Origin of the sequence: Oceanicella actignis, from assembly GCF_008124525.1 — a bacterium.
Lineage (GTDB): Bacteria > Pseudomonadota > Alphaproteobacteria > Rhodobacterales > Rhodobacteraceae > Oceanicella > Oceanicella actignis.
Map to the genome: position 1 here is coordinate 161,492 of NZ_VNHJ01000006.1, position 18,534 is coordinate 180,025.

Annotated in this window: 21 protein-coding genes; 15 read left to right on the forward strand and 6 right to left on the reverse strand. The window is 72.4% G+C overall.

Features of this window, described 5'->3' with window-relative positions:
• Positions 1 to 65: 65 nt before the first annotated feature.
• The 5 genes from LY05_RS10145 to dnaQ are packed head-to-tail and all read left to right on the forward strand — an operon-like array spanning position 66 to position 3,668.
• Positions 66 to 887: a pyruvate, water dikinase regulatory protein gene (locus LY05_RS10145; RefSeq protein WP_148923089.1), complete on the forward strand. Its 822-nt coding sequence runs from the start codon at positions 66 to 68 to the stop codon at positions 885 to 887.
• Positions 884 to 1,492, forward strand: a complete 609-nt coding sequence (locus LY05_RS10150; RefSeq protein WP_148923090.1) for a Maf family protein — start codon at positions 884 to 886, stop codon at positions 1,490 to 1,492. Before LY05_RS10145 ends, LY05_RS10150 begins: the two co-directional genes overlap by 4 nt.
• Positions 1,489 to 2,328 (forward strand): shikimate dehydrogenase, encoded by an 840-nt coding sequence (locus LY05_RS10155; RefSeq protein ID WP_148923091.1) that lies wholly within the window; start codon positions 1,489 to 1,491, stop codon positions 2,326 to 2,328. The genes LY05_RS10150 and LY05_RS10155 overlap by 4 nt, the downstream gene beginning before the upstream one ends.
• 1 nt (position 2,329) lies before the next feature.
• Complete coding sequence (coaE, locus tag LY05_RS10160) at positions 2,330 to 2,962, forward strand: dephospho-CoA kinase (RefSeq protein ID WP_072747017.1); 633 nt, start codon at positions 2,330 to 2,332, stop codon at positions 2,960 to 2,962.
• The gene (gene dnaQ, locus LY05_RS10165) at positions 2,955 to 3,668 is read left to right on the forward strand and encodes a DNA polymerase III subunit epsilon (RefSeq protein WP_148923092.1); all 714 of its coding nucleotides are present in this window, start codon (positions 2,955 to 2,957) and stop codon (positions 3,666 to 3,668) included. The genes coaE and dnaQ overlap by 8 nt, the downstream gene beginning before the upstream one ends.
• 31 nt (positions 3,669 to 3,699) lie before the next feature.
• Here the strand turns inward: dnaQ and secB are convergent, their stop codons facing one another.
• Together secB and LY05_RS10175 are read right to left on the reverse strand one after the other, a co-directional pair.
• Positions 3,700 to 4,188, reverse strand: a complete 489-nt coding sequence (gene secB / locus LY05_RS10170; protein ID WP_370426841.1) for a protein-export chaperone SecB — start codon at positions 4,186 to 4,188, stop codon at positions 3,700 to 3,702.
• A gap of 83 nt (positions 4,189 to 4,271) precedes the next feature.
• A complete protein-coding gene (locus LY05_RS10175; RefSeq protein WP_148923093.1) occupies positions 4,272 to 4,775 on the reverse strand; it encodes an FxsA family protein in 504 nt (167 codons plus the stop codon).
• A gap of 188 nt (positions 4,776 to 4,963) precedes the next feature.
• Here LY05_RS10175 and LY05_RS10180 point away from each other — a divergent pair, with 188 nt between their 5' ends.
• From LY05_RS10180 to LY05_RS15555, 3 genes are read left to right on the forward strand one after another with little or no spacing between them, the layout of a single operon-like run.
• The gene (locus tag LY05_RS10180; RefSeq protein ID WP_346265231.1) at positions 4,964 to 5,626 is read left to right on the forward strand and encodes a Tim44/TimA family putative adaptor protein; all 663 of its coding nucleotides are present in this window, start codon (positions 4,964 to 4,966) and stop codon (positions 5,624 to 5,626) included.
• Positions 5,623 to 6,693 (forward strand): murein transglycosylase A, encoded by a 1,071-nt coding sequence (mltA, locus tag LY05_RS10185; protein WP_148923095.1) that lies wholly within the window; start codon positions 5,623 to 5,625, stop codon positions 6,691 to 6,693. Before LY05_RS10180 ends, mltA begins: the two co-directional genes overlap by 4 nt.
• Positions 6,694 to 6,702: 9 nt before the next feature.
• Positions 6,703 to 7,392, forward strand: a complete 690-nt coding sequence (locus LY05_RS15555) for a Smr/MutS family protein (RefSeq protein ID WP_148923096.1) — start codon at positions 6,703 to 6,705, stop codon at positions 7,390 to 7,392.
• Between the two features lie 11 nt (positions 7,393 to 7,403).
• Here LY05_RS15555 and dapB read toward each other — a convergent pair whose 3' ends face one another.
• Both dapB and LY05_RS10200 read right to left on the reverse strand, forming a co-directional pair.
• Positions 7,404 to 8,228 (reverse strand): 4-hydroxy-tetrahydrodipicolinate reductase, encoded by an 825-nt coding sequence (gene dapB / locus LY05_RS10195; RefSeq protein WP_072747011.1) that lies wholly within the window; start codon positions 8,226 to 8,228, stop codon positions 7,404 to 7,406.
• A 55-nt stretch (positions 8,229 to 8,283) separates the two neighbouring features.
• On the reverse strand, positions 8,284 to 8,853 hold the full coding sequence (locus tag LY05_RS10200; RefSeq protein WP_072747010.1) for a PAS and helix-turn-helix domain-containing protein: 570 nt from the start codon (positions 8,851 to 8,853) through the stop codon (positions 8,284 to 8,286).
• An 80-nt stretch (positions 8,854 to 8,933) separates the two neighbouring features.
• Here LY05_RS10200 and LY05_RS10205 point away from each other — a divergent pair, with 80 nt between their 5' ends.
• From LY05_RS10205 to LY05_RS10235, 7 genes are read left to right on the forward strand one after another with little or no spacing between them, the layout of a single operon-like run.
• Entirely contained in the window at positions 8,934 to 10,235 is a 1,302-nt protein-coding gene (locus LY05_RS10205; RefSeq protein ID WP_148923097.1) for an acetylornithine deacetylase/succinyl-diaminopimelate desuccinylase family protein, read from the forward strand.
• A gap of 25 nt (positions 10,236 to 10,260) precedes the next feature.
• Positions 10,261 to 11,733, forward strand: coding sequence for an ABC transporter substrate-binding protein (locus LY05_RS10210; RefSeq protein ID WP_148923098.1), 1,473 nt, complete (start codon positions 10,261 to 10,263; stop codon positions 11,731 to 11,733).
• 58 nt (positions 11,734 to 11,791) lie between these two features.
• Positions 11,792 to 12,313, forward strand: a complete 522-nt coding sequence (locus LY05_RS10215; protein ID WP_148923099.1) for a hypothetical protein — start codon at positions 11,792 to 11,794, stop codon at positions 12,311 to 12,313.
• Positions 12,310 to 13,257, forward strand: a complete 948-nt coding sequence (locus LY05_RS10220; protein ID WP_148923100.1) for an ABC transporter permease — start codon at positions 12,310 to 12,312, stop codon at positions 13,255 to 13,257. The genes LY05_RS10215 and LY05_RS10220 overlap by 4 nt, the downstream gene beginning before the upstream one ends.
• On the forward strand, positions 13,254 to 14,072 hold the full coding sequence (locus LY05_RS10225) for an ABC transporter permease (protein ID WP_148923101.1): 819 nt from the start codon (positions 13,254 to 13,256) through the stop codon (positions 14,070 to 14,072). The genes LY05_RS10220 and LY05_RS10225 overlap by 4 nt, the downstream gene beginning before the upstream one ends.
• Positions 14,069 to 15,682, forward strand: a complete 1,614-nt coding sequence (locus tag LY05_RS10230; protein WP_148923102.1) for an ABC transporter ATP-binding protein — start codon at positions 14,069 to 14,071, stop codon at positions 15,680 to 15,682. Before LY05_RS10225 ends, LY05_RS10230 begins: the two co-directional genes overlap by 4 nt.
• Positions 15,679 to 17,133, forward strand: a complete 1,455-nt coding sequence (locus LY05_RS10235) for an aldehyde dehydrogenase family protein (protein ID WP_148923103.1) — start codon at positions 15,679 to 15,681, stop codon at positions 17,131 to 17,133. Before LY05_RS10230 ends, LY05_RS10235 begins: the two co-directional genes overlap by 4 nt.
• A gap of 3 nt (positions 17,134 to 17,136) precedes the next feature.
• Here the strand turns inward: LY05_RS10235 and LY05_RS10240 are convergent, their stop codons facing one another.
• A complete protein-coding gene (locus LY05_RS10240) occupies positions 17,137 to 18,048 on the reverse strand; it encodes an MBL fold metallo-hydrolase (protein WP_170258971.1) in 912 nt (303 codons plus the stop codon).
• Positions 18,045 to 18,512 (reverse strand): cyclic nucleotide-binding domain-containing protein, encoded by a 468-nt coding sequence (locus LY05_RS10245; RefSeq protein WP_170258972.1) that lies wholly within the window; start codon positions 18,510 to 18,512, stop codon positions 18,045 to 18,047. Before LY05_RS10245 ends, LY05_RS10240 begins: the two co-directional genes overlap by 4 nt.
• Positions 18,513 to 18,534: the final 22 nt, after the last annotated feature.

The window sequence follows — 18,534 nt, forward strand, 5'->3', positions numbered from 1 at the left end:
CTATCCCCAGGCGCGCGTCGCGGCCAATATGCGCCGCGCGCAAGAGAACACCGGAAAGGCGATTCATGTCCGCTTACGTTCTGCATCTGGTCTCGGACTCGACGGGCGAGACGCTCAGCGTCGCGGCTAACGCGGCGCTGAGCCAGTTCGAGGACCCGAAGGTCAAGCGGCGCATGCATGTCTTCGTGCGCTCGCCCAAGGACGTCGAGCGCGTTATGGAGGATGTCGAGAAACACCCCGGCGCCGTCGTCTACACCCTGCTCGATCAAAGCTTGTGCGCCCGGCTCGAGGAAGGCTGCCGCAAGCTCGGCGCGCCCACCGTCCCGCTGCTCAAGCCGCTCTTCGCTCTGCTCGAACAGGCGCTTGGCCCCGCGCGCAGGATGCGGCCGGGCAAGCAATACGAAACCGACCGGTCGTATTTCGACCGCGTGGCCGCCATCGAATACGCCATGTCGCACGATGACGGGGCGGTCGGCGATCGTCTGCGCCGCGCGGATGTGATCCTGCTGGGCGTCAGCCGCACGTCCAAGACGCCGACCTGCCTTTACCTGGCCGTGCGCGGCGTCAAGGCGGCCAACGTTCCGCTGGTTCCGGGCCGGCCGCTGCCGCCCGAGCTTGAGCAGGCGATCGCCGAGGGCGTGCCCGCCATCGGCCTGACCGCCAGCCCCAACCGGCTGGCGCAGATCCGCGGCCAGCGGCTGCGCGCCATCGGCGGCGAGGGGGGCGACGGATACGCCGATCCCGAGCGCATCCGCGAAGAGGTCTCGCAGGCCCTGCTCACCTTTCAGCGCCTCGGCGTGCCGGTGATCGACGTCACGCGCCGCTCGATCGAGGAAACCGCCGCCTCGATCATGGCCGAGCTGCGCGCGCGGGGGCGGGCGGAATGAGCGCCCGGGTCGTTCTCGCCTCGGCCAGCCGCGCGCGCGCGCGCATGCTCGAGGCGGCGGCCGTTCCCGTCGTCATCGAGCCCGCCCGCGTCGACGAGGCCGAGATCAAGCGCGCCATGCTGGCCGAGGGCGCGCCCGCGCGCGACGTCGCCGACGCCCTGGCCGAGATGAAGGCCATGCGCGTCGGGCTCCGGCGCGCCGACGCGCCGGGCGATCTGGTTCTGGGCGCCGACCAGGTGCTGGTCTGCGAGGACCGCCTGTTCGACAAGCCGGCCGATCGCGCCGAGGCCGCCGCGCAGCTGCGCGCCCTGCGCGGCCGCACCCATCAGCTGCTGTCGGCTGCGGTCATCGTGCATCAGGGCCGGCCCGTCTGGCGTCATGTGGGGCGCGCGCAGCTTGCCATGCGCCCCTTCTCGGACCAATTTCTGGATGACTATCTGGACCGGCTGGGCGATACCGTGACCGAGACGGTCGGCTGCTATCATCTCGAAGGGCTTGGCGCGCAGCTCTTCAGCCGCGTTCAGGGCGACCACTTCACGGTCCTCGGCCTGCCGTTGCTCGAGATTCTGGGTTTCCTGCGCGCCAGGGGAGTTTTGGGGGAATGACCGAGCACGACCGCGTTCCGCTTGCGGGGGTCGTCGGCTGGCCCATCGCGCACTCGCGATCGCCGCGCCTGCATCGCCACTGGCTGCGGCGCTACGGGTTGGCGGGCGACTATGTGCCGCTGGGCGTCGCGCCCCGCGACTTCGAGGCCGCCTTCCGCGCGCTGCCTCTCTTGGGCTTTCGCGGCGTGAACGTCACCATTCCCTTCAAGGAAACCGTGCTCAAGCTGGCGACCAAGGTTTCGGACCGCGCCTCGCTGATCGGCGCGGCCAACACCATCACCTTCCGCGAGGACGGGACCATCTACGCCGACAACACCGACGGCTACGGCTTTCTCGAGAACCTGCGCGCCGGGGCGCCGGGGTGGAAGGCGTCCGACGGTCCGGCGCTGGTGTTCGGCGCCGGGGGCGCGGCGCGGGCGATCATCTCGGCGCTTCTGTCCGACGGCGCGCCGGAAATCCGCCTGACCAACCGCACCCGCGCGCGGGCCGAGTTCCTGGCCGAGCATTTCGGCGCCAAGGTGCGGGTGGTCGACTGGATCAAGGCCGAAGCCGCCATGGACGGCGCCGCGACGCTGGTCAACGCCACCGCGCTGGGCATGACCGGCCATCCGCCGCTGCCCGTCTCGCTGCGGCGCGCGCCCAAGTCGATGCTGGTGACGGACATCGTCTACACGCCCTTGATGACGCCCCTTCTCGAAGAGGCGCGCGAGCGCCGCATGCGCTGGGTCGACGGCCTGGGCATGCTGCTGCACCAGGGCCGGCCGGGCTTCGAGGCGTGGTTCGGCGTCGCTCCCGAGGTGGACGAGGAGCTGCGCCGCGCGGTGCTGGAGGAGTGACATGCGCGTTCTCGGACTGACCGGCTCGATCGGCATGGGCAAGTCCACCACCGCCGCCATGTTCGCCGATCGCGGCGTGCCCGTCTGGGACGCCGATGCGGCGGTGGCGCGGCTTTACGGCCCCGGCGGCGCCGCGGTCGAGGCGGTGCGCGCCGTCGCGCCCGGCTGCGTGATCGACTCGGCCGAGGGCGCGCGCGTCGACCGCGCCGCGCTGCGCGCCGCGGTCACGGCCGATCCGTCGCTGATCCCGCGGCTCGAACAGGCCGTGCATCCGCTGGTGGGCATGGACCGCGCCCGGTTTCTGGACGAGGCCCGCGCCCAGGGCGCGCCCGTGGCGGTGTGCGACATTCCCCTGCTGTTCGAAACCGGGGGCGATGCGGCCTTCGACGCGGTGGTCGTCGTCTCGGCGCCCCCCGAGATCCAGCGCAGCCGGGTGCTGGCCCGTCCGGGCATGAGCGAAGAGACCTTCCGCGCCATCCTGGACCGCCAGATGCCCGACGCGCAAAAGCGCGCAAGGGCCGACTTCGTCGTCGATACGGGGCGGGGCCTCGACCATGCCCGAAGCCGCGTCGGCGCGATTCTCGACGCCGTGCGCGACGGTCGCCTGCGCGACGAGGAGGACCGCGATGCGTGAGATCGTTCTCGACACCGAAACCACCGGCATCGACCCCTACGACCCCTCGGGCCGCCATCGCATCGTCGAGATCGGCGCCGTCGAGCTGGTGAACCACGTCGCCACCGGCCGCCACTATCACCAGTATCTGAACCCCGAACGCCCCATGCCGCGCGAGGCCTTCGAGGTGCACGGCCTGGGCGACGACTTCCTGGCCGACAAGCCGCTGTTCAAGGACGTGGCGCAGGCGTTTCTGGACTTCATCGGCGACGCGAAGCTGGTGATCCACAACGCCCGCTTCGACATGCGCTTCATCAACGCCGAGCTCGAATGGGCCGGCCTGCCGCCCCTGCCCATGAGCCGCGCCATCGACACGCTCGAGATGGCGCGCAAGCGTTTTCCGGGCGCGCAGAACACCCTCGACGCGCTGTGCCGCCGCTTCGGGGTCGACAACTCGGCCCGCGACAAGCACGGCGCGCTGCTCGACTCCGAGCTTCTGGCCGAGGTCTATCTCGAGCTGATCGGCGGCCGTCAGCCCGATTTCGCGCTGGGCGTGATCGAGGGCGGCCGCGGGCAGAGCCGCTCAGACGGCGCCGAGGCCGAGTGGGTCGCCCCGCCGCGGCCCGCCCCGCTGCCTTCCCGGCTGACCGAGGCCGAGCGCGCCGCGCACGAGGCCTTCGTCGCCGAACTGGGCGAAGACGCCCTGTGGCGGCGCCTGGGCGGCTGAGCGCGGCGCGCGCGCTCGCCCAGGTTCCGGCTCAGGCCTGGCCCGAGCCTTCGGCGGCGGCCTGCTCGGCCTGGCGGCGCTGAAGCTCCTGGCGGTAGATCGCCACGAAATCGACCATGTCCAGCATCAGCGGCGGATAGCCGCCGTCGCGCGTGACGTCGGCGATGATGCGGCGCGCGAAGGGGAACAGCTGGCGCGGGCATTCGATCAGCAGGAAGGGATGCAGCTGCTCCTGCGGCACGTTGACCACGTGGAACACGCCCGCATAGTCCAGCTCGACCATGAAGAGCGACTCCTCGCCCGACTTGGCGTTCGCCGTGATCTTGAGCGACACCTCGTAGCGGTCCTCGCCGCGCGCGCGCGCGTCCAGATTGACGGCCACCTGGATGTCGGGCTTGCCCTGCGGCGCCTGCTGCTTGATGGCGGCGATGTTCTCGAAGGACAGGTCTCTGGTGAACTGCGAAAGGATGGAAACCTGCGGCTGCGGGGGCTGCTGGGCGTTCTCGGCCATGTCGGACATGCTCCGTTCAATGATGCGGTCGGGCGGCTGCGCCCGCGCCGATGGCTAGCACTTCCGGCCGGCCGCGACAATGCGCGCCCCGCTCAGCGCGGCGGAACGCGGCGCGCGTCGGGGTCCGGTTCGGGCCTCGGGCGGCCGTCCTCGTCGAGGACCACGAAATCGGCGTCGATCACCTCGTCCTCGCCGGCCGGACCCGGGCCGGGGCCCGTGCGCGCGGCGTGCACATGCACCTCCATGCGCGCGGCCATGTGACGCGAGGCCCAGCGGATGACTGCCGCCCGCACCGGCCGGATCAGCAGCGCCAGGCCCACCGCGTCGGTGAAGAAGCCCGGCGTCAGCAGCAGCAGCCCCGCCGCCAGCACCAGCGCCCCATGCGCCAGCGCGCCCGCCGGATCGCCGCCCTGCGTCAGGCTGCGCTGAAGATCGTCGATCGCCTCGCGCCCCTGCGCGCGCAGCAGCAGCGTGCCCGCCGCCGCCGTGGCCAGCACGATCGCCAGCGTGGGCCACAGCCCCAGAAAGCCGCCGACCTTGATGAAAAGCGCGATCTCGACGATCGGCACGGCGACCAGGATCAGGAAAAGCCACATGGGGCGACATCCTCCGCTTGCGTCTCGGGCGCTGCGAAACGCAAGCTGGTTGGACTTGCGCCGCGCCACGCCTTACATAGGCTCTAGCCGGGCCGGGCGCCACGTTCCCGCAAGGGGATCTGGCGCGCGCCCGGGGCGGCCCCGAAACGCGATCCCAGCGAGACGCAATCGAAGACATGAACAGCGCCATGATCGAACTCCTGATACTCGCCGCGATCGCGGTGTTCGTCTTCCTTCGGCTGCGCAGCGTGCTTGGAACGCGCACCGGCTTCGAGAAGCCGACCGCGCCGCCCCTGCGCCCGGTCGAGGCCGACGCGCCCGCCGCGCCGTCCTGGTCGGGCGAGGATCGCGAGCGCACCCTCGAAGAGGAGATCGCCCGCGTCGCCGATCCCGACAGCGAAACGGCGCTGGCGCTGCGGCGCATGGCGCGGGCCGAGCCGGGCTTCTCTCCGGTCGCCTTCATCGAGGGGGCCAAGCGCGCCTACGAGATCATCCTCATGGCCTATGAGAACGGCGATCTCGACACCCTTCGCCCGCTGCTGTCGGACGAGGTGTATCAGAGCTTCGCCGACGCCATCGAGCGCCGCCGCGCCCAGGGGCTGACGGTGGACGCGCGCTTCATCGGCGTGCGCGAGGCGCGGATCTTCTCGGCCATGTTCTCCGAGGACACGGGCGAGGCCGATATCGAGGTGCGCTTCGTGGGCGAGCTGATCTCGGTCGTGCGCAACGCCGATCACGACATCGTCGAGGGCGACCCGAACGAGGTCCGCCGCCAGACCGATCTGTGGACCTTCACGCGCAAGATGGGATCGTCCGATCCCAACTGGATCCTGACCGCGACGGGCGGATGATCGGCGCGCTTCGGGCAGGCCTGGCGGCGCTGGCGCTGGCCGCCATGACGCCGGGCGCCCCCGGCTGGGCCGGGCCATGGCGCGCGCTCGACTTCGCGCAGCTGCAGGGCTGGGCCGACGAGGATCACGCCGCCGCCCGCCGCGTCTTCGCCGCCACCTGCGACCTCGCGGGCGCGGGCGGGCGCGGCGACGGGGCGCCGGGCGTCGCGCTGAGCCCCGAGGACTGGCGCGCAGCCTGCGCCGCGGCGCGCGACCCGGCGATCGAGGCGCGGCGGTTCTTCGAGACCTTCTTCGTTCCGGTGCTGGTTTCGCCGCCCGAGGGCGGCTTGCTGACCGGCTATTTCGAGCCCGAACTGCACGGCGCCCTGCGCCCGGATGCGCGTTTCCGTCACCCGCTGCACGCCGCGCCGGACGACCCGGCCTTGCGGCGGCTGACGCGCGCGCAGATCCGGGCCGGCGCGCTGCGCGGCCGCGGGCTCGAGCTGGTCTGGCTCGATGATCCCGTGGCGGCCTATTTCCTGCACGTCCAGGGCAGCGGCCGCGTCCGGCTGACCGACGGGCGGGTGCTGCGGCTGGGCTTCGCCGGGCGCAACGCGCATCCTTACCGCTCGCTCGGCCGCGCGCTGGTCGAGGCCGGCGCATTCGCGCCGGGGCGGCTTTCGGCCCAGCGGCTGCGCGCGTGGCTGTCCGAGGATCCCGAGCGGTTGCGCTGGCTGGACGTGAACCCGTCCTACATCTTCTTTCGCGAGATCGCGGAGCTTGACCCCGATGACGGCCCCATCGGCGCCATGGGCCGGCCGCTGCATGCCGGGCGCTCGGCGGCGGTCGATCCGGCCTTCGCGCCCCTTGGCGCGCCGCTGTGGGTCGAGGCGCCGGGCGCGCCGCCCCTGCGGCGGCTGTTCGTGGCGCAGGATGTGGGCGCGGCGATCAAGGGGCCGGGGCGGGTCGATCTGTTCTTCGGCGCGGGCGAAGAGGCCTTCGAGAAGGCCTCGGCCATGCATGGGCGCGGACGCGTGGCGGTGCTGCTGCCGGTCTCGGCCGCGCGGCGCCTGGCGCTGGCGCGGTGAGGGCGCGCCATGGCCCGCCGTCGCCGCCCGCGTCGATTGACCCCCGAGGAAAGCGCCCTGTGGAGCCAGGTCGCCGCCACGGCCGATCCCTTGCGCCCCACTCCGCCGCCCGCGCCGTCCGAGGCGCCCCCGGACGCCGCGCAGGCCATGCCGCTTCCCGCCGCCGAGGCGCCGCCCTCGGCCCTTCGGGGCGCGCCGGCGCAGCCCGCCATCCAGGCGCCGCCGCGCAAGTCGCCGCGCCGGCCGGGCGCCGCGCCGCCGCCCCCGCCCCCGTCACCTCCGGCGCCGTCGGTCGCCTTCGACTTCGCTCCCGAGCCCTATGACAGCCTGGCGCCGGCCGAGGGGCTGGACCGCCGCACCGCGCGGCGTCTGCGCGCCGGCCGGCGCGAGCCCGAGGCGCGGCTTGATCTGCACGGCATGACGGCCGAGCGCGCCCACGCCGCGCTGACCGGCTTCGTGCGCGCCAGCCGCATGCGCGGGCTGCGCTGCGTTCTGGTCATCACCGGCAAGGGCGGGCGCGCGCGCCGCGCGGGCGAAGACGCGCCCTTCATGGCGCCCGCCGAGGGCGTGCTGCGCCGCGCGGCGCCGCGCTGGCTGCGCGCGGGACCGCTGGCGGGAATGGTGGTGGGCATCTATCCCGCCCATCGCCGCCATGGCGGCGAGGGCGCCTTCTACGTCTACCTCAAGAAGCTGCGCTAGGGCCGGGGGCCTCAGTCGCGCTCCAGGCCCAGAACGTCGAGCATGTCGTATTCGCCGGGCTTGCGGTCCTGGCCCCAGATCGCGGCGCGCACCGCCCCGCGGGCGAACAGCATCCGGTCGGTGGCCACATGGCGCAGCACGATGCGCTCGCCCGCGCCGGCGAAGATCACCTCGTGCTCGCCCACCACGTCGCCGCCGCGCAGCGAGGCGAAGCCGATCGCGCCCGGCTTGCGCGGGCCGCACATGCCGTCGCGCGCGCGCTCGGCCGCTTCGGCCAGCGTGGTTCCGCGCCCCTCGGCCGCGGCCTCGCCCAGCATCAGCGCCGTGCCCGAGGGCGCGTCCACCTTGCGGTTGTGGTGCATCTCGAGGATCTCGATGTCGAAGCTTTCGTCCAGCGCCTTCGCCACCTTGCGCGTGAGCATCGTCAGCAGGTTCACGCCGAGCGACATGTTCCCCGCCCGCACGATGACCGCATGGCGCGCGGCGGCGGACAGACGCGCAAGGTCCTCGTCGCCGAAGCCGGTGGTGCCGATCACATGCACGCAGCGCGCCTGCGCGGCCAGCGCCGCATGCGCCAGCGTCGCGGCCGGCGCGGTGAAGTCCAGCACCGCCCGCGAGCGGGCGAAGGCCTCGAGCGGGTCGTCCTCGACCGTCACGCCCATGGGCGCGCCGCCCAGCGCCTCGCCCAGATCGCGGCCGATCCATGGGTGACCGGGGCGCTCGGTGGCGCCGGTCAGGACGACGGCGGGGTTCTCGCGCACCGCCTCGATCAGCATCCGGCCCATGCGGCCGGACGCGCCGACGACGGTGACGGGAATGGGGGCGGTCTGGGTCATGCCTGCTCTCCTGCTGGGTGGTGGGCGCCTTGATAGCGCGCCCCGCGCGCCGCGCCTAGCGGTCGGTGGCCGGCATCCCCGACAGAAGCGCCAGCAGCTCGGCGACGTTGGCCGCGCCGAACTTGCGCAAGAGGCGCGCCCGGTGGGCCTCGACCGTGCGCGGCGACAGCGACAGCGCCTGCGCGATCTGCTTCGATGTGCGCCCGTCGAACAGATGCATGACGATCTGCCGCTCGCGCGGGGTCAGGCTGTGGGCCGGGCGCTGGTCCGACAGATCGGCGAAGCTCAGCACCACGCGGCTGAGCGGGTCATCCGGGTGCGGCGTGGTCGCGCGCACGCGAACCCAGAACAGCGTGCCGTCGCGCCGGGCCATGATGCGCTCGTCCGAGTAGCGGCCCGAGGCGCGCAGCGCCTCGATCCCGATGTCGCCGAACTGCTCGAACTCGGCCGCCGAGGGATACAGATCGCGAAAGGAGCGCCCGATCAGCTCGTAGCGCTCATAGCCGAACATCTGCGCGAAGGTGCGGTTGCAGACCCTGATGACGCGGCGCTCGGCCAGGGCGATGCCCACCGGGGCGCCGTCGAAGGCCAGATCCCACAGCTGCTGGTCGGCGGTCGGGTCCATAGGGTGGTTCCACGATATTGCGCGGCGCGCGCAGGGGCGCGGATAATTCTTGCGCAAGGCAAGCATGAAGGAGCCGGCAGATGCAAGACGCCGCGATCCGCGACGCGATCGACGCCGCCATCGAGGCGCGCCGCGAGGATCTGATCGAGCTGACGCGCGCGCTGATCCGCGTGCCCTCGGTCAATCCGCCCGGCGCCGATTACGAGGCCTGCGCGCGCATCGTGGCCGACCGGCTGGCGGCGGCGGGCTTCGACGCGCAGCTGATCCGCGCCGAGGGCGCGCTGGCCGACAGCGAGCGTCACCCGCGCATCAACGTGCTGGCCCGGCGCGAGGGCGCCGGCCCCGGCCCGTGCGTGCATTTCAACTCGCATTACGACGTCGTTCCCCCCGGCCAGGGCTGGAGCGTGGACCCGTTCGGGGCCGAGCTGCGCGACGGCCGCATCTATGGCCGCGGCGCGTGCGACATGAAGGGCGGGCTGGCGGCCTCGATCATCGCCGCCGAGGCGCTGGCCGAGCTGGGCGGCTGGCCCGGCGCGATCGAGGTGTCGGGCGTGGCGGACGAGGAATCGGGCGGCTTCGGCGGCGCCGCCTGGCTGGCGCGGCGCGGCCTGTTCGCCGCGGGGCGCCAGGATCACGTCATCATCCCCGAGCCCTTCTCGCCCGACGGCGTGTGCATCGGCCATCGCGGCGTGTGGTGGGGCCGGATCGAGACCTTCGGCCGCGTGGCGCATGGCTCGATGCCGTTTCTGGGCGAGTGCGCGGTGCGGCGCATGGGCTGGGTGCTGCATGCGCTCGAGACCGAATACATCCCGCGCATCGCCGCGCGCGTCGCCGCGGCGCCCGTCGTGCCCGAAGCGGCGCGGCGCGCCTCGCTCAACATCGCCGCGCTGCATGGCGGCCAGCCCGAGACGGCCGAGGGCTTTCTTGCGCCCAACGTGCCCGACCACGCCAGCCTGGTCTTCGACCGCCGCCTGATCCCCGAGGAAGACCCCGCCGAGGTCAAGGCCGAGCTGCGCGCCCTGCTCGACGAGGTGGGCGCGCGCCACGGCTTCGAGGCGCGGCTGACCGACCTGTTCGAGGTGCGCCCCACCATGGCCGACCCCGAGGGCCCCGTCGCGCGCGCCGTGCGCGGGGCCGTGCGCGACGTTCTGGGGCGCGAGGCGCGGGTGGTGGTTTCGCCCGGCACCTACGATCAGAAGCATTTCGACCAGATCGGCGGCGTGCGCGACTGCATCGCCTACGGGCCCGGAAGGCTGGACCTTGCGCATCAACCCGACGAATATGTCGAGGTGGAGGATCTTGCGGCGTCGGCAAGGGTCATGGCGCTGGCCGCATGGCGGCTGCTGACCGCCGGCGCGGCGAAGGATGCGGCGCCGGCATGAGCGCCGCGCGACAGGGAGCGAAGGCATGAAACTGTTCACCAGAACGGCGGCGGCGCTGGCCATGATGATCGGCGCGGCGCAGGCGGCGCCCACGCATCTGACCGTGGGCATGCAGCTCGAGCCGCCCAATCTCGACCCCACCGCCGGCGCCGCCGCGGCCATCGACGAGGTGACCTACGCCAACATCTTCGAGGGCCTGACGCGCATCGGCCCCGACGGCTCGGTGCGGCCGGCGCTGGCGCGCTCGTGGGAGGTGTCCGAGGATGGGCTGACCTACGTCTTCCACCTGGTCGAGGGGGCGCGCTTTCACGACGGCGCGGCGTTCGACGCCTCGGACGTGAAGTTCAGCTTCGAGCGCGCCATGGCCGAGGGCTCGACCAACGCGCAAAAGGGCCTGTTCGAGCCGATCGAGAAGATCGAGGTTCTGGACCCCGCCACCGTGCGCATCACGCTCAAGCGTCCGACCGGCCAGTTCCTGTTCAACATGGGCTGGGGCGACGCGGTGATCGTCGATCCGGCCAGCGCCGAGGGCAACGCCACCCATCCGATCGGCACCGGCCCGTTCCGGTTCCGCAACTGGGTCAAGGGCGACAGCGTCACCATCGAGCGCAACCCCGACTACTGGGGAACGCCGGCGCGCCTTGAAAGCGCGACCTTCAAGTTCATCGCCGACCCGACCGCGGCGCTGGCGGCGCTGATGGCCGGCGACGTCGACGCCTTTCCCGGCTATCCCAGCCCCGAGACCGTGCCCCAGCTTCAGGCCGATCCGCGCTTCGAGGTGGTGATGGGCTCGACCGAGGGCGAGACCATCCTTTCCACCAACAACGCCCGTCCGCCCTTCGACGATCTGCGCGTGCGCCGCGCCATCGCCCACGCCATCGACCGGCAGGCGATCATCGACGGCGCCATGTTCGGCGTCGGCACGCCCATCGGCAGCCATTTCGCGCCTCACAACCCCGCCTATGTGGACCTGACCGGCCTCTATCCGCACGACCCCGACAAGGCGCGCGCCCTTCTGGCCGAGGCGGGCCATCCGAACGGCTTCAAGGCCACGCTCAAGCTGCCGCCGCCCTCCTATGCGCGGCGCGGCGGCGAGCTGGTCGCCGCGCAGCTGCGCGAGGTGGGCATCGACCTGACGATCGAGAACGTCGAATGGGCGCAGTGGCTCGAGCAGGTGTTCCGCGGAAAGGATTACGACCTGACCATCGTCTCGCACACCGAGCCCATGGACATCGGCATCTATGCGCGGCCCGACTACTACTTCCAGTATGACAATCCGGCCTTCCGCAAGCTGATGCAGGACCTGAACGCCGCCGTCGACCCGGCCCGCCGCGCCGCCATCCTGGGCGCCGCGCAGGCGGTGATCGCCGAAGACGCCGTGAACGGCTTTCTGTTCCAGCTGGGCAAGATCGGCGTCTGGAACGCCAAGGTCAAAGGCCTGTGGCATGACGCCCCCACCCAGGCCAACGACCTGACGGCCGTCTACTGGGAAGACTGACCGCGCCCCGCGCGCCCGGCCCAGGCCGGGCGCGCGGCGGCGAACGCAAGGACGCAGCATGGCCCGGTTCCTCGTCGCTCTGGCATTCGTCGCATTGGGCTGGCTGCTGTGGCGCAACCTCGCGCAGACGCGGCCGGCCCCGGCGCGGCGCAAGCTGTGGGACGCGCCGCTGCGCCCGGGGCATGTGGCGATCCTGCGCGCGCGGCCGGCCTGCTGGGGCTGGTGGGCGGCGCTGGTCGCGGCGACGGCGGTGCTGGCCTGGACCCTGTATGAGCGCGTGCGCATGGGCCAGCCTCTGGCCGACGCGCCCATGCACCTGGCGCTGACGCTGATCTTCGCCGCCGCGGCCGTCTGGCGCTTCGTGCAGCTGACCGAGCATGTGACCGTGACCTGGGACCGCATCCGTTCGCAGAACATCCTTGGCCCGCGCTACGACGTGCCGATCGAGCAGGTGTCGGCGGTGTCGGAAAGCGGCGCCATCGCGCTGGCCGACGGCCGCGCGCTCGAGCTGTCGCCCTGGCTCGAGGGGCGCCGCTGGCTGGCGCGCGAGCTGCGCGCGCGGCTGGAGGCGCGCCGATGATCGCCTTTCTGGTCAGGCGCGCGGCGACGCTGGCGCTGACCCTGCTGGCGGCCACGGCGGTGATCTTCGTGATGCTCGAGGTCGCGCCCGGCGATCCGGCGGTGACCATGCTGGGGCTCAACGCCTCGGACGAGGCCGTGGCCGCGCTGCGCGCCGAGCTGGGCCTGAACGCGCCCCCGCTCGAGCGATACCTGGCCTGGCTTGCGGGCATGCTGCGCGGCGATTTCGGCGTCAGCTACACCTACCGCACCCCCATCGCCGAGCTGATCGCCGATCGCCTGGCCGTTTCGGGGCCGCTGACGCTGTATGCGCTGGCGCTGTCCACGCTCATCGCCATTCCGGCGGGGGTTCATGCGGCGGCCCATCGCGGGCGCGCGGCCGATGCGGCGACGCTGGGGCTGGTGCAGATCGGCGTCGCGACGCCCAATTTCTGGGTGGCGATGCTGCTGGTGCTGGCGTTCTCGACCGGGCTGCGCTGGTTCTCGGCGGGCGGCTTTCCGGGCTGGGGCGATCCGCTCGAGGCGATGCGCGCGCTGACGCTGCCGGCCGTGTCGCTGGCGCTGCCGCAGGCGGCGATCCTGACGCGGGTGATGCGCTCGGCGCTGATCGAGACCATGTCCGAGGACTACATCCGCACGGCGCGCGCCAAGGGTCTGAGCGAACGCCAGGCGCTGCGCCGCCACGCCCTGCGCAACGCCATGATCCCGGTGCTGACCATCATCGGCATGCAGTTCAGCTTTCTTCTGGCCGGCGCCGTCATCATCGAGAACGTGTTCTTCCTGCCCGGGCTGGGGCGGCTGGTGTTCCAGGGCGTCGTGCAGCGCGACCTGATCGTGGTCAAGTCGGTGCTGACGCTGCTGGTGCTGGCGGTCACGCTGGTGACGCTGGCGGTGGACGCGGCCTACGCGGCGGTCGATCCGCGCCTGCGCGCGAGGCGGCGATGAGGCTCTCGCCCGCGCTGGTCATCGGCGCCGCGCTCAGCCTGACTGCGGTCGGGCTGGCGGCGCTGTCCTTCTTCTGGACGCCCTACGACGTCACGCGGCTGACCGTGGCGGCGCGGCTGCAGCCGCCCTCGGCGCAGCACTGGTTCGGCACCGACCATTTCGGGCGCGACATCTTCTCGATGGTCATGGTCGGGGCGCGGGCCTCGATCGCGGTGGCGCTGGTGGCGGTGGGCGTGGGCGCGGGGCTGGGCGTGCCGCTGGGGCTGGCCGCCGCGGCGCGGCGCGGCGGCTGGCTGGACGAGCTGGTCATGCGGCTGAACGATCTGATCTTCGCCTTTCCCTCGCTGCTGCTGGCGATCATGATCACCGCCACGCTCGGCCCCGGGGCGTTCAACGCCGTCATCGCCATCGGCATCTTCAACATCCCCGTCTTCGCCCGCGTCACGCGCGGCGCCGCGCTCAGCCTGTGGACGCGCGACTTCGTCCTGGCGGCGCGCGTGGCGGGCAAGGGCGCGGCGCGCATCTCGGTCGAGCATGTGCTGCCCAACGTCGCCAATCTGCTGATCGTGCAGGCGACCATCCAGTTCAGCCTGGGCATCCTGGCCGAGGCGGGTCTGAGCTATGTCGGCCTGGGCGTGCAGCCGCCCATGCCCTCGTGGGGGCGGATGCTGAACGAGGCGCAGACCATGATCTACGTCGCGCCCTGGTTCGCGATCTTTCCGGGGCTTGCCATCGTGCTGACGGTGCTGGGGCTGAACCTGCTGGGCGACGGCCTGCGCGATCTGTCCGACCCGAAGGTGAGGCGCGCGCGATGAGCCTTCTGCGCATCGACAGGCTGTCGCTTCGCATCGGCGCCGCGCAGGTGCTGCGCGACGTCTCGCTCCACATCGCCCCGGGCGAGGTGCTGGGCGTGGTCGGCGAAAGCGGCTCGGGCAAGTCGATGACCGCGCTTTCCGTGATGCGCCTTGCGCCGCGCGGCGTCGCCGAGGGGCGCGTGCTGTTCGAGGGCGAAGACCTTCTGGCCGCCTCCGAGGCGCGCATGTGCGCCCTGCGCGGGGCCGCCATCGGCATGGTGTTTCAAGAGCCCATGACCGCCCTCAACCCCCTTCACCCCATCGGCCGACAGGTCGAGGAGGTGATCCGCCTGCACCGCCCCGACCTTGACGCCCGCGCCGAGGCGCGCCGCGCGCTCGAGCGCGCCGGCCTGCCCGCGGACCGCGTGCCGCATGACCGCTATCCCCACGATCTGAGCGGCGGCCAGCGCCAGCGCGTGGTCATCGCCATGGCAACGGCGCTGCGGCCCAGGCTGGTCATCGCCGACGAGCCGACCACCGCCCTCGACGTGACCACGCAGGCCCGCATCCTCGACCTGCTGCGGCGGCTGACCGCCGAGGACGGCGCGGGCCTGATGCTGATCACCCACGACCTGGCGGTGGTCGCCGAAATGGCCGACCGCATCGCCATCATGAAGGATGGCGAGGTGGTCGAGACGGACGAGACCGTGCGCCTGTTCCGCAACATGCGCCACCCCTACACGCGCGCGCTGTTCCAGGCCTCGGTTCACCAGCCCGCGCGCCGCGCCCGCCCCCCCGGCGACGAGGTTCTGCGCGCCCGCGAGGTCACGCGCGAGCATGTCTCGCGCCGCGGCCTCTTGCGCCGCCGAACGGCGTTCCGCGCCGTGGACCGCGTGTCGCTGGCCATCCGCCAGGGCGAGAACGTGGGCCTGGTCGGCGAAAGCGGCTGCGGCAAGTCCACGCTGGCGCGCGCGCTGCTGGCGCTCGAGCCGTTGCAGGGCGGCGCGGTGACGCTGTGCGGCGCGCCCTTCGCGCCCGGCGCGCCGCCCGAGCGACGCCGCCACGTCCAGGCGGTGTTCCAGGATCCGTATGACAGCTTCGACCCGCGCTGGACCGTGGCGCGGCTTGTGGCCGAACCGCTGCACATGCTGCGCCCGCGCCCCTCGCGCGCCGAGGCGCGCCGCCGCGCCGCCGCCGCCCTTGCGCGGGTCGGGCTGGGGGACGAGGCGCTCGACCGCTATCCGCATGAATTCTCGGGCGGCCAGCGCCAGCGCATCGCCATCGCCCGCGCGCTGGTGTGCGAGCCCCGCCTGGTGGTGCTGGACGAGGCGGTCAGCGCGCTGGACGTGTCGGTGCGCGCGCGCATCCTCGACCTGTTGGCCGAGCTGTCCGACCGGCTGGATCTGAGCATGCTGTTCATCAGCCACGATCTGCACGTGGTGCGCGCCGTGACCGACCGCGTGGCGGTGATGCAGGCCGGACGCATCGTCGAGGAAGGCCCGACCGAGCGCATCTTTTCCGCGCCCCGCCACCCCTGCACGCGCGCCCTGCTCGAGGCGACGCCGGACCTCGAGCGGGCGCTGGCCGCCCGCGCCGCCCGCGCCCCGCACGAAAAGGAGCCCGCCCGATGACCGACCCGGACCTGCCGCTGTTCTTCGACCCACGCCGGATGCTGATCGGCGGCGAATGGCGCCCGGCGCGGCGAAGCATGACGCTGCGCGATCCCTCGACGGGCGCGCCGCTGGCCGAGGTCGCCCGCGCCGACGCGGACGAGATCGAACAGGCCGTCGCCGCCGCGCGCGCCGCGCTCGATGGGCCGTGGGGCCGCATGCCGGCCTTCGAGCGCGGCCGCATCCTGGCCCGCATCGGCCGCCTGGTCGAGGAACGCATCGAAGAGCTGGCCGCGCTCGAGGCCCGCGACGTCGGCAAGCCGCTGTCGCAGGCGCGGGCCGACGCCCGCGCCCTGGCCCGATACATGGAGTTCTACGCCGGCGCCGCCGACAAGGTCCACGGCCAGACCATCCCGTATCTTGACGGCTACACCGTCTTCACCCTGCGCGAGCCGCATGGCGTGACGGGTCACATCGTGCCGTGGAACTATCCGATGCAGATCATCGGCCGCTCGGTCGGCGCGGCGCTGGCGATGGGCAACGCGGCGGTGCTCAAGCCCGCCGAGGACGCCTGCCTGACCGCGCTGGCCTTCGCGCGCCTTGCCTGCGAGGCGGGGCTGCCCGCGGGCGCGCTGAACGTCGTGCCGGGTCTGGGCGAAGAGGCCGGCGCCGCCCTTGCCGCCAGCCCCGGGGTCGATCATCTGAGCTTCACCGGTTCGGTCGCCGTCGGCGTCCAGGTCCAGGCGGCCGCGGCGCGCAACGTCACGCCCGTCACGCTCGAGCTGGGGGGCAAGTCGCCGCAGCTGGTGTTCGAGGACGCGGACCTGGACGCGGCGCTGCCCTTTCTGGTGGGGGCGGGCATCCAGAATGCGGGGCAGACCTGCTCGGCCGCGTCGCGCATCCTGGTGGCGCGCGCGCGGTTTGACGAGGCGGTCGAGCGCATGGCCCGGCGCTATCGCGCGCTGCGCGTCGGCCCGGCCATGAGCGACCCCGACGTCGGCCCGCTGATCTCGGCGCGGCAGAAGGCGCGCGTCGAGGGGCTGCTGGCCGCGGGCGCCGATCTGAGCGTGGCGGCCGAGGGGCGGATCGACGCCGACGCGCCGGCGGGGGGCTTTTACGTCGCGCCGCGGCTGCTGACCGGCGCCGCGCCCGACCATCCCCTTGCGCAGGAAGAGATCTTCGGCCCCGTCCAGCTGGTCATCCCATTCGACGACGAGGACGAGGCCGTGGCCATCGCCAACGGCACGCCCTACGGCCTGGTCGCCGGCGTCTGGACGCGGGACGGCGCGCGGCAGATGCGCCTCGCGAAAAGGCTGCGGGCGGGGCAGGTGTTCGTGAACAACTATGGCGCCGGCGGCGGGGTCGAGCTGCCTTTCGGCGGGCGCGGCGCCTCGGGCCATGGGCGGGAAAAGGGTTTCGAGGCGCTATACGGCTTTTCCACGGTCAAGACCGTGGCGGCCCTGCATGGCTGACGCTCAGTCCTCGCGCACGGTCTCGGCCGGGTCCAGCACGCGCGCGCCCTCGGGGCCGATCAGAATGCGCATGTTCTGCCGCGCCATGGCCGCGACCGGCAGGCGGCGGCGCAGCCGGGCCTCGATGGCGTCAAGCTCGTCATCCGAATGTTCGGGCTGGTGGTGGTAGATCAGCGCGCGGCCGGCCCCGGCCTCGCGGGCGAAATCCGCGCCGTGCTGCCAGGTCGAATGCCCCCAGCCGCGGCGGCGCGCAAAGTCGTCGTCGTCATAGGCGCCGTCATACAGCAGCAGGTCCGCCCCGCGCGCAAGTTCGGCCATGCGGGCGTCGGCCTCGGGGTCGCCATGCTCGTGATCGCCGATGATGGCGATCGCGCCGTCCGGGCCTTCGATGCGGAACGCGCAGCACCCGCCCGGATGGTGGCTCAACCCCGGGGTGATCCGCATTCCGCACAGCTCGAAGGGCCGCGTGGGGTCGAAACGCGCATAGCGCACGGTTTCCATCTGCAGCGGATGGACCGGAAAGAAGGGCGGCGCGGCGAAGCGCGAGAGCTTGTCCTGCAGGTCCCATGCGCTGTCCACCACCCCGCAATGCAGCCGCAGCTGCGCGCCCGGCGTGTAGAAGGGTCCGAAAAAGGGCAGGCCGATGACGTGATCGAGGTGCAGATGGCTCAGCAGGATCTCGGCCGCGATCGGGCGGCCGGCGGCCGCGGCGCGGCGCGCCAGATCCGCGCCCAGATTGAGCGAGGCCGAGCCAAGGTCGATCACCAGCGGCGGCGCGGCCTCGTCCAGGCGGCGGACCTCGAAGCAGATCGTGTCGCCTCCGAACCGGCTGCGGCGCGGGTCGCCCGTGGGCGCCGATCCGCCGGCGCCCCAGATCGTGAAGAGCGTTCCCCTGTCGATCCTTGCGGCGGTCACGACGGTTCGGACGGCGGGCACTTGGCGCGAAGGCGGGCCAGCTCGGCCGTGGTCCGTTCAAGGCGATGGGCCAGAGAGCGCGCCATCTCGACCGCCATCTCGGGAAATTCGCGCAGCAGCCGCAACATGCCCTCGCGCTCGAACATCAGCGTGCGCAGCTCGCCGCGGGCGCGCACGGACGCGGTGCGGGGCGTTTCGCACAGCATGGCCATCTCGCCGAAGACCTCGGAATCGCCCAGCGTCGCCACGACCGTCGCCTTGCCGTTGACCTCGACGATCACGTCGGCCTTGCCCTCGAGGATCAGATAGGCGCTGTCGCTGACGTCGCCCTGGCGCACCACGTATTCGCCGTCATCGAAGCGCCGATCCTCGCCCATGAAGGCGAGCAGCCGCAGCCGCGACGCATCCACGCCTTGAAACATGGGCGTCTTCTGAAGTGCGGCCACCTCGGTCTCGAACTTCATGCGGGTCGCCCCCAATGTCTTT

Coding starts and splice junctions, on each gene's coding strand:
- LY05_RS10230 (WP_148923102.1), top strand. CDS start 14,069: ATGAGCCTTCTGCGCATCGACAGGCTGTCGCTTCGCATCGGCGCCGCG.
- LY05_RS10145 (WP_148923089.1), top strand. CDS start 66: ATGTCCGCTTACGTTCTGCATCTGGTCTCGGACTCGACGGGCGAGACG.
- LY05_RS15555 (WP_148923096.1), top strand. CDS start 6,703: ATGGCCCGCCGTCGCCGCCCGCGTCGATTGACCCCCGAGGAAAGCGCC.
- LY05_RS10215 (WP_148923099.1), top strand. CDS start 11,792: ATGGCCCGGTTCCTCGTCGCTCTGGCATTCGTCGCATTGGGCTGGCTG.
- LY05_RS10225 (WP_148923101.1), top strand. CDS start 13,254: ATGAGGCTCTCGCCCGCGCTGGTCATCGGCGCCGCGCTCAGCCTGACT.
- LY05_RS10180 (WP_346265231.1), top strand. CDS start 4,964: ATGATCGAACTCCTGATACTCGCCGCGATCGCGGTGTTCGTCTTCCTT.
- LY05_RS10245 (WP_170258972.1), bottom strand. CDS start 18,512: ATGAAGTTCGAGACCGAGGTGGCCGCACTTCAGAAGACGCCCATGTTT.
- coaE (WP_072747017.1), top strand. CDS start 2,330: ATGCGCGTTCTCGGACTGACCGGCTCGATCGGCATGGGCAAGTCCACC.
- LY05_RS10210 (WP_148923098.1), top strand. CDS start 10,261: ATGAAACTGTTCACCAGAACGGCGGCGGCGCTGGCCATGATGATCGGC.
- dapB (WP_072747011.1), bottom strand. CDS start 8,228: ATGACCCAGACCGCCCCCATTCCCGTCACCGTCGTCGGCGCGTCCGGC.
- dnaQ (WP_148923092.1), top strand. CDS start 2,955: ATGCGTGAGATCGTTCTCGACACCGAAACCACCGGCATCGACCCCTAC.
- LY05_RS10205 (WP_148923097.1), top strand. CDS start 8,934: ATGCAAGACGCCGCGATCCGCGACGCGATCGACGCCGCCATCGAGGCG.
- LY05_RS10235 (WP_148923103.1), top strand. CDS start 15,679: ATGACCGACCCGGACCTGCCGCTGTTCTTCGACCCACGCCGGATGCTG.
- LY05_RS10220 (WP_148923100.1), top strand. CDS start 12,310: ATGATCGCCTTTCTGGTCAGGCGCGCGGCGACGCTGGCGCTGACCCTG.
- LY05_RS10150 (WP_148923090.1), top strand. CDS start 884: ATGAGCGCCCGGGTCGTTCTCGCCTCGGCCAGCCGCGCGCGCGCGCGC.
- LY05_RS10200 (WP_072747010.1), bottom strand. CDS start 8,853: ATGGACCCGACCGCCGACCAGCAGCTGTGGGATCTGGCCTTCGACGGC.
- mltA (WP_148923095.1), top strand. CDS start 5,623: ATGATCGGCGCGCTTCGGGCAGGCCTGGCGGCGCTGGCGCTGGCCGCC.
- LY05_RS10155 (WP_148923091.1), top strand. CDS start 1,489: ATGACCGAGCACGACCGCGTTCCGCTTGCGGGGGTCGTCGGCTGGCCC.
- secB (WP_370426841.1), bottom strand. CDS start 4,188: ATGTCCGACATGGCCGAGAACGCCCAGCAGCCCCCGCAGCCGCAGGTT.
- LY05_RS10175 (WP_148923093.1), bottom strand. CDS start 4,775: ATGTGGCTTTTCCTGATCCTGGTCGCCGTGCCGATCGTCGAGATCGCG.